This is a genomic window from Streptomyces olivoverticillatus (assembly GCF_014203555.1).
GTDB lineage: Bacteria > Actinomycetota > Actinomycetes > Streptomycetales > Streptomycetaceae > Streptomyces > Streptomyces olivoverticillatus.
The window spans coordinates 321772-334295 of record NZ_JACHJH010000006.1; the positions used below are offsets into that span (position 1 = coordinate 321772).

Genomic DNA, 12524 nt, shown 5'->3' on the forward strand with positions numbered 1-12524 from the left:
TGTCGTGCGTTATGTCCGGAAAAGTCCTGGTCGAGCGAGTCTGACCAGGACTTTTCGTCTGTTCTCGCTGACTGGAGCGGGATCGGCCGCTAGTCTCCGTCGAGAGCGAACGTGCAAGCGCGTTGCGCGTTGCTCCCCAGGTGTGGGCCGACTAGGTTCCTCACCGGTCCGTATCCGACAGTTCGACATCCGAGGTGACGCAGGCGTGGCTCTTCCGCCCCTTACCCCTGAACAGCGCGCAGCCGCGCTCGAAAAGGCCGCCGCGGCTCGCCGGGAGCGCGCCGAGGTCAAGAATCGGCTCAAGCACTCCGGCGCCTCGCTGCACGAGGTCATCCAGCAGGGCCAGAAGAACGATGTCATCGGCAAGATGAAGGTGAGCGCTCTCCTGGAGAGCCTTCCCGGTGTGGGCAAGGTCCGCGCCAAGCAGATCATGGAGCGGCTCGGGATCTCCGAGAGCCGCCGGGTGCGCGGGCTCGGTTCCAACCAGATCGCTTCTCTGGAACGAGAGTTCGGCAACAAGGCGGCCTGACGTTCTCAGGCACTCCCGGAAACCGGGATAATCGCTGCATGAGTACTGCAGTCTCCCGGGGGACGTCCCCCGTACCCCCGGCCAGACAACCGCGGCTGACCGTGCTCTCCGGCCCATCCGGGGTCGGCAAGAGCACGGTCGTCGCCCATATGCGCAAGGCCCACCCCGAGGTGTGGCTCTCGGTGTCCTGCACCACCCGCAAGCCGCGCCCCGGCGAGCAGGAGGGCGTCCAGTACTTCTTCGTCGACGACGAGCAGTTCGACAAGCTCATCGCCAACGGGGAACTGCTGGAGTGGGCCGAGTTCGCGGGCAACCGCTACGGCACGCCGCGGAAGGCCGTGCTCGACCACCTCGAGGCGGGCGAGCCCGTGCTGCTGGAGATCGACCTCCAGGGCGCCCGGCAGGTCCGTGAGACCATGCCCGACGCCCAGCTGGTCTTCCTGGCGCCGCCGAGCTGGGAGGAGCTGGTCCGCCGGCTCACCGGCCGGGGCACGGAGTCGCCCGAGGTGATCGAGCGCCGGCTGGCGGCCGCCAAGGTGGAGCTCGCGGCCGAGTCCGAGTTCGACACCACGCTGGTCAACACCTCCGTCGAGGACGTTGCCCGTGAGCTGCTAGCCTTGCTGCGCTGAACATCTTTCTTCACCCCCCTTCGGAAGGCAGAGAGTGTCCTCTTCCATCACCGCGCCCGAGGGCATCATCAACCCGCCGATTGATGAACTGCTCGAGGCGACCGACTCGAAGTACAGCCTCGTGATCTACGCCGCCAAGCGCGCGCGCCAGATCAACGCGTACTACTCGCAGCTCGGCGAGGGCCTGCTGGAGTACGTCGGCCCGCTGGTGGACACCCACGTCCACGAGAAGCCGCTCTCCATCGCGCTCCGCGAGATCAACGCGGGCCTGCTGACCTCCGAGGCCGTCGAGGCCCCGGCGCAGTAAGCGCTGATTTTCGTCATTTTCGTCACCAAGGGCCCGGCAGCACGATTGCCGGGCCCTTGGTGTGTCATAGGACGCGTACGCGCGTACGAGCCGGGGAGAAGCGAGAGCGATGGACAAGCCCAAGGTCGTCCTGGGGGTCAGCGGCGGGATCGCCGCCTACAAGGCGTGCGAGCTGCTGCGCCGGCTCACGGAGTCCGGGCACGACGTACGCGTCGTGCCGACCGAGTCGGCCCTGCACTTCGTCGGTGAGGCGACCTGGTCCGCGCTCTCCGGCCACCCCGCGGTCACCCAGGTCTGGGAGAGCGTCCACGAGGTGCCGCACGTGCGCATCGGGCAGGAGGCCGACCTGGTCGTGGTGGCCCCCGCCACCGCCGACATACTCGCCAAGGCCGCCCACGGCCTCGCCGACGACCTGCTGACCAACACGCTGCTCACCGCCCGCTGCCCGGTGGTCTTCGCCCCCGCGATGCACACCGAGATGTGGGAGAACGCCGCCACCCAGGAGAACGTGGCGACGCTGCGCCGCCGTGGGGCGGTCGTCATCGAGCCCGCCGTGGGCCGGCTGACGGGCGTCGACACCGGCAAGGGACGCTTCCCGGAGCCCGGCGAGATCTTCGAGCTCTGCCGCCGGGTGCTGGCGCGCGGCGCCGAGGAGCTCCCCGCCGACCTCGTCGGCCGCCATGTGGTGGTCAGCGCGGGCGGCACCCGGGAGCCGCTGGACCCGGTGCGCTTCCTGGGCAACCGCTCCTCCGGCAAGCAGGGCTACGCCCTGGCCCGTACCGCCGTGGCGCGCGGTGCCCGCGTCACGCTGGTCGCCGCCAACAGCGAGCTGCCCGACCCCGTCGGCGTGGACGTGGTGCACGTCGGGACCGCCCTGCAGCTGCGGGAGGCCGTCGTGAAGGCCGCGGCGGACGCCGACGCCGTGGTGATGGCCGCGGCCGTGGCCGACTTCCGGCCCGCCCGGTACGCCGAGGGCAAGATCAAGAAGCAGGACGGCCGGGAGCCGGAGCCGGTCGAGCTCGTGCGCAACCCCGACGTCCTCGCGGAGCTGTCGGCCGAGCGGGCCCGCCCCGGCCAGGTCGTCGTGGGCTTCGCCGCCGAGACCGACGACGTGCTCTCCAACGGGCGCGCCAAGCTGGCCCGCAAGCGCTGTGACCTGCTGGTCGTCAACGAGGTGGGGGAGCGCAAGACCTTCGGTTCCGAGGAGAACGAGGCTGTCGTCCTCGCTTCCGACGGCACCGAGACCCCGGTTCCGCATGGTCCCAAGGAAGCCCTCGCCGACACGGTCTGGGATCTGGTCCGGGAGCGCCTCGCCTGAGGTCGCCGGGACTTTTCCCCTGACATATTCGTGGCGTGATTACGCGGCGTTTCCCGAGGTCACAGAGGCGAGTGTCGCAGGTCACGCGGTCGCTGACGGCAGGCGGGATGCCCGGGGGGCGCGAAGGCCGGATAAACTGGCACCGGATTCGCGCCGAGCGCAGCTCTCGGCCGGGTCCATCAATGATCAGCCAGCAGCCGCTGCAACCCCAGGGAGCGATGTGTCCCGCCGCCTGTTCACCTCGGAGTCCGTGACCGAGGGCCACCCCGACAAGATCGCCGACCAGATCAGCGATTCCATTCTCGACGCCCTGCTGAAGGAAGACCCTTCCTCGCGCGTCGCGGTCGAGACTTTGATCACCACCGGCCTGGTCCATGTGGCCGGCGAGGTGACGACGAAGGCGTACGCGCCGATCGCGTCGCTGGTGCGCAACAAGATCCTTGAGATCGGTTACGACTCGTCGAAGAAGGGCTTCGACGGCGCCTCCTGTGGTGTGTCGGTGTCCATTGGTGCGCAGTCGCCGGATATCGCGCAGGGTGTCGACACGGCGTATGAGTCGCGGGTCGAGGGTGATGAGGACGAGCTCGACAAGCAGGGTGCGGGCGACCAGGGCCTGATGTTCGGGTTTGCCTGTGATGAGACGCCGAATCTGATGCCGTTGCCGATCGAGCTGGCGCACCGGTTGTCGCGGCGTCTGTCGGAGGTCCGCAAGAACGGCACGATTCCTTACCTGCGGCCGGACGGCAAGACGCAGGTGACGATCGAGTACGACGGCAACAAGGCTGTGCGTCTGGACACGGTGGTGGTTTCCTCGCAGCATGCCTCGGACATCGATCTGGAGTCGCTGCTGGCTCCGGACATCCGTGAGTTCGTGGTGGAGCACGTGCTCAAGGAGCTGGTCGGGGACGGCATCAAGCTGGACACCGAGGGTTACCGTCTGCTGGTGAACCCGACGGGCCGGTTCGAGATCGGCGGCCCGATGGGTGATGCGGGGCTTACGGGCCGGAAGATCATCATCGACACCTACGGCGGCATGGCCCGTCACGGTGGCGGTGCGTTCTCGGGCAAGGACCCGTCCAAGGTGGACCGCTCGGCCGCGTACGCGATGCGCTGGGTCGCCAAGAACGTCGTGGCCGCGGGTCTTGCCGCGCGCTGCGAGGTGCAGGTGGCGTACGCGATCGGCAAGGCGGAGCCGGTGGGCCTGTTCGTCGAGACCTTCGGCACCCACACCATCGAGCCCGAGAAGATCGAGAACGCCATCGCCGAGGTCTTCGACCTCCGCCCGGCCGCCATCATCCGCGACCTCGACCTGCTCCGCCCGATCTACGCGCAGACGGCTGCCTACGGTCACTTCGGCCGCGAGCTGCCCGACTTCACCTGGGAGCGGACCGACCGCGTCGAGGCCCTCCGCAAGGCCGCGGGCCTGTAAGGCCCGAGCCTGCCGCAGCACGTCCCACAGCCCCGGACCGGGTTCCCGGTCCGGGGCTGTGGCGTTGAGGCAGGGCGGGCTGTCAGTGCCGTCTGGTAGGACTGGAGCTGTGAGCAGCGAGAACGGGCGGGGCGAGCGGGGTGCGGGGGAGGCGCCGGAGGTGGAGCAGCTCGCGTTGATCCGGGAGAGCGTGCGCAAGGCCAAGGTGCCGCGGGCCAAGCCGCGGACGTGGCGGGGGGCCGCGCTGGCCGCGGAGCTGCCCGTCGCCCGGGTGCTGGTCGACAAGGGGCCCGTCCACCTCGACAAGCTGTGGGATTACGCCGTGCCCGCCGAGCTCGACGCCGACGCCCGGTCCGGGGTGCGGGTGCGCGTGCGGTTCGGGGCCGGGACGCGCAATGTGCGCGGCGGGCGCCGTGAGGGGGGCGGGCTGCTCGACGGGTTCATCGTCGAGCGCGTGGCCGAGTCCGGCTTCCAGGGGCCGCTGGCCGCGATCGCCCAAGTGCTCTCTCCCGAGCCGGTGCTCTCCCCGGCGCTGCTGGGGCTGTGCAGGGCCGTGGCCGACCGGTACGCCGGATCGCTCGCCGATGTGCTGCAGTTGGCCGTGCCGCCCCGGCACGCGCGGATCGAGGCCGAGCCGTCGGCCGGGCCGCTGCCGCCGCCCGGGGCGCCCGAGGCGGGCAGTTGGCAGCGGTATCCGACCGGCCCGGCCTTCCTCGACGCCCTCGCCCGCGGCGACGCACCGCGCGCGGTGTGGGCGGCACTGCCCGGCCCGCACTGGCCCGCCGAGCTGGCGCGGGCCGCGGCCGCCGCGCTCGCGTCCGGGCGGGGCGCGCTGATCGTCGTGCCGGACGGCCGGGCCGCCGCCCGGGTCGACGCGGCGCTCGACGCGCTGCTCGGCGCGGGGCGGCACGTGCTGCTGACGGCCGACGTCGGGGCCGAGGAGCGCTACCGCCGCTGGCTGGCGGTCAGCCGGGGCGCGGTGCGGGCGGTCGTCGGCACCCGGGCCGCCATGTTCGCGCCCGTACGGGATCTGGGGCTCGCCGCCATCTGGGATGACGGCGACTCCAGCCACAGCGAGCCGCACGCCCCGCAGCCGCACGCCCGCGAGGTGCTGCTCACGCGCGCGGCGCGCGAGAAGGCGGCCTTCCTGCTCGGCGGCTTCGGCTGCACGGTGGAGGCGGCCCAGCTGGTCGACAGCGGCTGGGCGCTGCCGCTGGCCGCCGCCCGGGAGCAGGTGCGGGCCACGGCCCCCCTGGTCCGTACGGTCGGCGACGGCGACGAGGCGCGCGATGCCGCGGCCCGGGCCGCCCGGCTGCCCTCCCTCGCCTGGCAGGCCGCCCGTGAGGGGCTCAAGCACGGGCCCGTGCTGGTGCAGGTGCCGCGCCGCGGGTACGTACCCCGGCTCGCCTGCGAGCGCTGCCGCGAGGCCGCGCGCTGCGCGCACTGCGCGGGGCCCCTGGAGGCGCGGGCCGACGGCGGGCTGCACTGCGGCTGGTGCGGCGAGGAGGCCCGCGGCTGGCACTGCGCCGAGTGCGGCGGCGGCCGGCTGCGCGCGCAGGTCGTGGGGGCGCGGCGGACCGCGGAGGAGCTGGGCCGCGCGTTTCCGGCCGTGCCGGTACGGACGTCCGGCCGCGATCACGTGCTGGACACCGTCCCCGACCGGCCCGCGCTGATCGTCTCGACCCCGGGCGCGGAGCCGGTCGCCGAAGGCGGCTACGCGGCCGCGCTGCTGCTGGACGGCTGGGCGCTGCTCGGCCGCCCCGACCTGCGCGCGGGGGAGGAGGCGCTGCGCCGCTGGCTGGGTGCGGCGGCGCTGGTCAGGGGGCAGGAGGCGGGCGGCACCGTGGTGGTCGTCGCCGAGCCGACGCTCAGGCCCGTGCAGGCGCTGGTCCGCTGGGACCCGGCCGGGCACGCGGTGCGGGAGCTGGCCGACCGGGCGGAGCTGGGCTTCCCGCCCGTCTCCCGGATGGCCGCGGTCGCGGGCCCGCCGGAGGCGGTCGCGGAGCTCGTCGCCATGGCGGAGCTGCCAGCGGGTGCCGAGGTGCTCGGCCCGGTGGAGCTGTCGGCGCCGCCGCCGGGACGGCCGCGCCGGGCGGGCGATCCTCCGCCGGGGGAGCGGTGGGAGCGTGCGCTGATCCGGGTGCGCCCGGGCCAGGGTGCGGCGCTCGCGGCCGCCTTGAAGACGGCCCACGCCATACGTCTCGCCCGTCGCGAGGGCGATCCGGTCCGGCTGCGGATGGACCCGCCGGACATCGGCTGACGCGCCGGCCGCGCGGCGCCTGCCCGCAGCCGGTCAGCCGTTGCGGGGCCCGGGGAAGGCCGTGGGGCGTGCCTCGTCACGGGAGGGGACCGAGCGGGCGGCCGGGACGACCGGTACGGGCGCGGGCTCGGCCGTGCGGACCGACTCCGCGGCCTCGGCTGCCGCCTGCCCCGCGGACCGGCGCGCCCCGTAACGCCGGTGCACCGCCTGCTTGGTGACGCCGAGCGCCGAACCCACCGCGTCCCACGAGAAGCCCAGCGAACGGTCGAAGTCGACCGCGGCCGTGACCAGCGTCTCGACGCTGTCCCGCAGCTCCTGTGCCAGCCGGACGGTGGGTGCGGGAGCCCGTCCGTAGACGACGAAGCCCGCGGACGGGCCGGTGCGGCGCGGACGGTAGACGTTGCCCAGCTGGGCGGTGAGCGTGCGCAGCGCGTCCACTTGGCGGCGCACCCTCTCGATGTCCCGGACCAGGAGATGCAGGCTGGCCCGTGCCTGGGCGTCGTGGGTTGCGTGGTCGGGCATGAACAAGCCTCTCGGACCGGCGGTAAAAGGAACGTAGGTGGACGAGAATTGACGGGTGGTTGACGAACAACCCAACGGAAGCGGGCCGTGGTTGCGGCCCGTTTCGGTCAATCTCTCTTGACCCAACGCGCCACGGGCCGCCGGGTCACGGTATGGGGGCGTACATCCTCCAGAATGGGGCGCGCGCCAACCCGCACGCCCCCAGAGGGACACGCCCTAGACTGGTGCGCCGTCCCCCTCGGCGTCTGAGAGGTTGTTCGCCACCCATGAGGCTTGTTTTCGCCGGTACCCCCGAGGTCGCCGTCCCCGCCCTCGACGCCCTGATCGCCTCGGACCGCCACGAGGTCGTCGCCGTCGTCACCCGGCCCGACGCGCCCGCCGGGCGCGGCCGCCGGCTGGTCGCCAGCCCCGTCGCCGAGCGCGCGGAGGAGGCCGGCATCGAGGTGCTCAAGCCCGCCCGCCCGCGCGACGAGGACTTCCTCGCCCGGCTGCGCGAGATCGCGCCCGACTGCTGCCCGGTCGTCGCCTACGGCGCCCTGCTGCCCAAGGCGGCGCTCGACATCCCCGCGCACGGCTGGGTCAACCTGCACTTCTCCCTCCTGCCCGCCTGGCGCGGCGCCGCCCCCGTGCAGCACGCGATCCTCGCCGGGGACGAGGTCACCGGCGCCTCCACCTTTCTGATCGAGGAAGGCCTGGACTCCGGCCCCGTCTTCGGCGTGCTCACCGAGCTGATCCGCCCCACCGACACCAGCGGCGACCTGCTGACCAGGCTCGCCTTCGCGGGCTCCGGGCTGCTCACCGCGACCATGGACGGCATCGAGGACGGCAGCCTCAAGGCCGTGCCGCAGCCCGCCGACGGCATCTCCCTCGCCCCCAAGATCAACGTCGAGGACGCCCGCATCGACTGGGCCGCGCCCGCGCTCCGCATCGACCGCGTCGTGCGCGGCTGCGCCCCCGGCCCCGGTGCCTGGACGACCTTCCGGGGAGAGCGGCTCAAGGTCATGTCCGTGGCCCTGCACCCCGACCGCACCGAGCTCGCCGCCGGCGACATCGCCGCCGCCAAGAACTCCGTGCACATCGGCACCGGCTCCCACGCCGTGGAGCTTCTGTGGGTCCAGCCGCAGGGCAAGAAGCCGATGAAGGCCGCCGACTGGGCCCGCGGAGTGCGCATCGGTGCAGGCGAGCGGCTCGGCGCGGAGGGAGCGGCGTAGGCTTGAGGCCTTCGCCACCCAGCCCCGGAGCACCTTTCGTGAACGATCAGGCCCGTCGTCCCCGCCCCGCTAAGCCCTACCGCCGTCCCAAGAAGGACCCGGTGCGGATGCTCGCCTTCGAGGCGCTGCGGGCGGTCGACGAACGGGACGCCTACGCGAACCTGGTGCTGCCCCCGCTGCTGCGCAAGGCTCGGGAGAAGGACGGCTTCGAGACGCGGGACGCCGCGCTGGCCACCGAGCTGGTGTACGGGACGCTGCGCCGCCAGGGCACGTACGACGCGATCATCGCGTCCTGCGTGGACCGGCCGCTGCGCGAGGTCGACCCGCCGGTGCTGGACGTCCTGAGCCTCGGCGCCCACCAGCTGCTGGGCACGCGCATCCCCTCGCATGCCGCCGTCTCCGCCAGCGTCGAGCTGGCGCGGGTCGTACTCGGCGACGGGCGGGCCAAGTTCGTCAACGCCGTGCTCCGCAAGATCGCCGCCCATGATCTGGACGGCTGGCTGGAACGCGTCGCTCCGCCGTACGAGGACGACCCCGAGGAGCACCTCGCCGTCGTCCACTCGCACCCGCGCTGGATCGTCACCGCCCTGTGGGACGCGCTTGGCGGCGGGCGGGCCGGGATCGAGGACCTGCTGGAGGCGGACAACGAACGCCCCGAGGTCACGCTCGTCGCCCGCCCCGGGCGCTCCACCACCGAGGAGCTGCTGGCCGCGGTCGGCGAGGACTCCGCGCTGCCGGGGCGCTGGTCGCCGTACGCGGTGCGGCTCGCCGAGGGCGGCGAGCCGGGGGCGCTGGAGGCGGTGCGCGAGGGCCGGGCCGGCGTGCAGGACGAGGGCAGCCAGCTCGTGGCGCTGGCGCTGGCCTCCGCGCCGCTGGAGGGGCCGGACGAGCGCTGGCTGGACGGGTGCGCCGGTCCCGGCGGCAAGGCCGCCCTGCTCGGTGCGCTGGCCGCGCAGCGGGGTGCTGCGCTGCTGGCGTCCGAGAAGCAGCCGCACCGGGCCCGGCTGGTCGAGCGTGCGCTGGCCGGCAACCCCGGCCCGTACCAGGTCATCGCCGCGGACGGCACGCGGCCGCCGTGGCGCGAGGGCTCCTTCGACCGGGTGCTGGTCGACGTGCCGTGCAGCGGGCTGGGCGCCCTGCGCCGCCGCCCGGAGGCGCGCTGGCGCCGCCGCCCCGAGGACGTGGCCGGTTTCGCGACGCTGCAGCGCGATCTGCTGCGCGAGGCGCTGCGTGCCGTGCGGGTGGGCGGGGTCGTCGGCTACGCGACGTGCTCGCCGCACCCGGCGGAGACGCGGGCCGTCGTCGAGGACGTCCTCAAGGGCCGCGGCGCCCCGGCTCCGGCCGCGGAGTGGATCGATGCCCGCCCCTTCATGCAGGGCGTTCCGGTACTGGGCGAGGGGCCGGACGTGCAGCTGTGGCCGCATCTGCACGGTACGGATGCGATGTATCTGGCGCTGGTGCGCCGCACGGGGTGACCTGCCGGTCGGGGTGGGGTGTCGGTGCCCCGACTGGGGGTGTCGGCACGTGCCGCCCCGGACCGCCGGGGATGCGTCGGCTCTCTGCCCTGCGGCCCCCGTCCGCCGCAGCGGTGATCAGCTCTCGTGGCGCGGTTCGGCGGTGCCGGGCGGTCGTGGCCTGAGCGTGTACGGCACCGCCGGGTTCCGCCGTCGTGGTTGCTCGCCGCTGCAGCGGATTTGGGGGCCCGTATGCGGGCCCCTCGGCCCCTGCGCCCCCCTCTCGGAGGCCCCGCCAAGGGGCCTGGGCCGGCGGAAAAGGGCTCCCGTGTCGGGGGGTGGGCTTGCGGCATGGCAGGCTTGGGGTATGGCTCAGATCAACCCCAGCATTCTGTCCGCGGACTTCGCCCGCCTTGCCGACGAGGCCCAGGCCGTGAAGGGCGCCGACTGGCTCCACGTCGATGTGATGGACAATCACTTCGTCCCCAACCTCACGCTCGGCGTCCCGGTCGTCGAGTCGCTGAGCCGGGCCACGGACACCCCGCTGGACTGCCACCTGATGATCGAGGACCCCGACCGCTGGGCGCCGCAGTACGTGGAGGCCGGTGCGGGGTCGGTCACCTTCCACGCGGAGGCCGCCGCCGCGCCCGTACGCCTGGCGCGGGAGATCCGGGCCAAGGGGGCGCGCGCCTCGATGGCGCTCAAGCCCGCCACCCCGATCGAGCCCTACGAGGACCTGCTGCCCGAGCTGGACATGCTGCTGATCATGACCGTCGAGCCGGGCTTCGGCGGCCAGGCGTTCCTGGACATCATGCTGCCGAAGATCCGCCGCACTCGGGAGCTGATCTCCCGGCACGGTCTGGAGATGTGGCTGCAGGTCGACGGCGGTGTCTCGGCCGAGACGATCGAGCGCTGCGCCGAGGCCGGCGCGGACGTGTTCGTGGCCGGATCCGCCGTCTACGGTACGGAGGACCCGGCGGCCGCCGTACGCAGCCTGCGCGCGCAGGCGGAGCGGGCCACCGCCGCCGCGCCCTGGGCATGTGCCCACTGACGTGCCCCGTGCCGCTCGCCCGAATTGCTGAGGGCCGAGGCAGGGGTCTGATCAAGGACCGTCGCATCTGACAGGATGACGTCGAGTCCACAGCAAGAACACAGTAGTGAGGAGACCACGGTGTCGACGGGCCGTTCAGCCACGCCGATGGGGCCCGCCGAGCTGGTGCAGGCGGCGGCGATGGCCCGCCGTTTCTACCTCGAGGGCAAGTCGAAGATCCAGATCGCCGAGGAGTTCGGCGTCAGCCGCTTCAAGGTCGCCCGGGTGCTGGAGACGGCGCTCGAGCGGGACCTGGTGCGGATCGAGATCCGGGTGCCGGCCGAGCTGGACGCGGAGCGCTCCGACGCGCTGCGCGCCCGCTACGGCCTGCGGCACGCGGTCGTCGTGGAATCCCCGGCCGACGCGGCCGACGACGCGCCCGACCCCGAGAACCTCGGCGAGGTGGCAGCTGACCTGCTCGGCGAGCTGGTGCACGAGGGCGATGTGCTCGGCCTCGCCTGGGGCCGCTCCACCATTCACATGGCGGCGGCCCTGCACCGGCTGCCCCCCTGCACGGTCGTACAGCTCACGGGCGTGTACGACGCCGGGACCGCCGAGCGCGGCTCCGTGGAGGCCGTCCGCCGGGCCGCCCAGGTCTCCGGCGGCGAGGCCCACCCCATCTACGCCCCGATGCTGCTGCCGGACTCGGCCACCGCGGCCGCGCTGCGCGGGCAGACGGGCATCGCGCGGGCCTTCGACTACTTCGACAAGGTCACCGTGGCGGCCGTCTCCATCGGCTCCTGGGCGCCGGGCATCTCGACCGTCTACGACATGCTCAGCGACGAGGAGCGCGCCCACTACGCCTCGCTGGGGGCGGCCGCCGAGATGTCGGCTCACCTCTTCGACGCCGAGGGCCGCCGGATCGGCCGCGACCTGGGCGAGCGCTGCATCACCGTCGAGGCGGACCGGCTCCGGCGCATACCGGAGGTCGTCGCGATCGCCGGAGGCCTGCGCAAGGCCGCCGCGATCGGCGCGGTGCTGCGGTCCGGGCTGGTCACCAGCCTGGTGACGGACACGGCGGCCGCCGACTACCTGCTGCTGGAGACGGGCCCGGGGCCGCGCCCCGCGCTCGACCGGGCCGACCCCGACGGCTCCTGAGCCGGCCGGCCGCCACCCGGTTCAGCTGCCGGGCGGGAGCAGCAAGCGCAGCGCGGCGGCCGCCTCGGCGAGCAGGCCGGCCGCCTCGCGCAGGCTCTCGTCCGGGGCCCGGCCGGTGCCGAGCAGGAGCCGTGCCGCCTCGGTGAGGCCGTCCAGCTCCTGCTGGAGGCTCTCCCGGGCGCCGGGCCGGGGGCGGCTCGCGGCGGCCGCGGGCCAGCCGGACCAGCTGAGCCAGTCGCGTTCCTCCGAGGTCTGCCCGGGATCGGCCAGGGCCGACTGGAATTGCTGCCGGAAGGTGCGCACGATGTCCTCCACGTCGCTGCGGATGGCCTCGCTCAGCCCGCCCACCGGCGCCTGGGCGGCCGCGGACGCACCCGCCGCCTCCGCCTCCGGGCGCCCGGCCTCCTCCCGGTGCCGGGCCAGCTCGCGCTGCCCGGCCGGGGTGAGGTGGTAGATCTTGCGGCCGTCCACCACTTCGTGCCGCACCAGCCCGTCGGACTCCATCCGGCGCAGCCGTGGGTAGACCGTGCCCGGCGAGGGGCGGTAATCGTCACCGAACTTCTCGCCCAACGCGCTGAGCAGCTTGTATCCGTGGCGCGGCTGACGCTCCAGCAGATCCAGCAGCAGGAAGCGCACTTGGCCGTAGCCGAACCGGGGGCCGCCGCTCATTCTCTGTG

Annotated in this window: 12 protein-coding genes; 10 read left to right on the forward strand and 2 right to left on the reverse strand. The window is 73.4% G+C overall.

Annotated features, from left to right (window positions below; all coding sequences use genetic code 11):
- The first annotated feature begins 205 nt into the window (after positions 1-205).
- From FHS39_RS20990 to FHS39_RS21015, 6 genes are all read left to right on the forward strand, one after another.
- The gene (locus FHS39_RS20990; protein ID WP_071966183.1) at positions 206-529 is read left to right on the forward strand and encodes an integration host factor; all 324 of its coding nucleotides are present in this window, start codon (positions 206-208) and stop codon (positions 527-529) included.
- Between the two features lie 38 nt (positions 530-567).
- Positions 568-1158 carry a guanylate kinase gene (gmk, locus tag FHS39_RS20995; protein ID WP_184350962.1) on the forward strand — a complete coding sequence of 197 codons (591 nt, stop codon included), beginning with the start codon at positions 568-570 and terminating at the stop codon, positions 1156-1158.
- 34 nt (positions 1159-1192) lie between these two features.
- Complete coding sequence (gene rpoZ, locus FHS39_RS21000) at positions 1193-1465, forward strand: DNA-directed RNA polymerase subunit omega (RefSeq protein WP_030360466.1); 273 nt, start codon at positions 1193-1195, stop codon at positions 1463-1465.
- Positions 1466-1574: 109 nt separating this feature from the next.
- Positions 1575-2783, forward strand: coding sequence for a bifunctional phosphopantothenoylcysteine decarboxylase/phosphopantothenate--cysteine ligase CoaBC (gene coaBC, locus FHS39_RS21005; RefSeq protein ID WP_184350963.1), 1209 nt, complete (start codon positions 1575-1577; stop codon positions 2781-2783).
- Positions 2784-3003: 220 nt separating this feature from the next.
- The gene (gene metK, locus FHS39_RS21010; protein WP_184350964.1) at positions 3004-4212 is read left to right on the forward strand and encodes a methionine adenosyltransferase; all 1209 of its coding nucleotides are present in this window, start codon (positions 3004-3006) and stop codon (positions 4210-4212) included.
- A gap of 109 nt (positions 4213-4321) precedes the next feature.
- Positions 4322-6472, forward strand: coding sequence for a primosomal protein N' (locus FHS39_RS21015; RefSeq protein ID WP_184350965.1), 2151 nt, complete (start codon positions 4322-4324; stop codon positions 6470-6472).
- 33 nt (positions 6473-6505) lie between these two features.
- Here the strand turns inward: FHS39_RS21015 and FHS39_RS21020 are convergent, their stop codons facing one another.
- Positions 6506-6994, reverse strand: coding sequence for a hypothetical protein (locus FHS39_RS21020; RefSeq protein WP_184350966.1), 489 nt, complete (start codon positions 6992-6994; stop codon positions 6506-6508).
- 266 nt (positions 6995-7260) lie between these two features.
- On the opposite strand from FHS39_RS21020, the gene fmt reads away from it, so the two are divergent.
- From fmt to FHS39_RS21040, 4 genes are all read left to right on the forward strand, one after another.
- Positions 7261-8205, forward strand: coding sequence for a methionyl-tRNA formyltransferase (fmt, locus tag FHS39_RS21025; RefSeq protein WP_184350967.1), 945 nt, complete (start codon positions 7261-7263; stop codon positions 8203-8205).
- A gap of 38 nt (positions 8206-8243) precedes the next feature.
- The gene (locus FHS39_RS21030) at positions 8244-9680 is read left to right on the forward strand and encodes a transcription antitermination factor NusB (protein ID WP_184350968.1); all 1437 of its coding nucleotides are present in this window, start codon (positions 8244-8246) and stop codon (positions 9678-9680) included.
- 346 nt (positions 9681-10026) lie between these two features.
- The gene (gene rpe, locus FHS39_RS21035; RefSeq protein ID WP_184350969.1) at positions 10027-10710 is read left to right on the forward strand and encodes a ribulose-phosphate 3-epimerase; all 684 of its coding nucleotides are present in this window, start codon (positions 10027-10029) and stop codon (positions 10708-10710) included.
- Between the two features lie 147 nt (positions 10711-10857).
- Entirely contained in the window at positions 10858-11847 is a 990-nt protein-coding gene (locus FHS39_RS21040) for a sugar-binding transcriptional regulator (protein WP_184351108.1), read from the forward strand.
- A gap of 21 nt (positions 11848-11868) precedes the next feature.
- Here FHS39_RS21040 and FHS39_RS21045 read toward each other — a convergent pair whose 3' ends face one another.
- Entirely contained in the window at positions 11869-12516 is a 648-nt protein-coding gene (locus tag FHS39_RS21045; protein WP_184350970.1) for a PadR family transcriptional regulator, read from the reverse strand.
- Positions 12517-12524: the final 8 nt, after the last annotated feature.

Bases quoted from the DNA above. Each gene is read 5' to 3' on its own strand.
- gmk (WP_184350962.1), top strand. From the start codon at position 568: ATGAGTACTGCAGTCTCCCGGGGGACGTCCCCCGTACCCCCGGCCAGA.
- coaBC (WP_184350963.1), top strand. From the start codon at position 1,575: ATGGACAAGCCCAAGGTCGTCCTGGGGGTCAGCGGCGGGATCGCCGCC.
- FHS39_RS21020 (WP_184350966.1), bottom strand. From the start codon at position 6,994: ATGCCCGACCACGCAACCCACGACGCCCAGGCACGGGCCAGCCTGCAT.
- fmt (WP_184350967.1), top strand. From the start codon at position 7,261: ATGAGGCTTGTTTTCGCCGGTACCCCCGAGGTCGCCGTCCCCGCCCTC.
- rpe (WP_184350969.1), top strand. From the start codon at position 10,027: ATGGCTCAGATCAACCCCAGCATTCTGTCCGCGGACTTCGCCCGCCTT.
- FHS39_RS21040 (WP_184351108.1), top strand. From the start codon at position 10,858: ATGGGGCCCGCCGAGCTGGTGCAGGCGGCGGCGATGGCCCGCCGTTTC.
- FHS39_RS21045 (WP_184350970.1), bottom strand. From the start codon at position 12,516: ATGAGCGGCGGCCCCCGGTTCGGCTACGGCCAAGTGCGCTTCCTGCTG.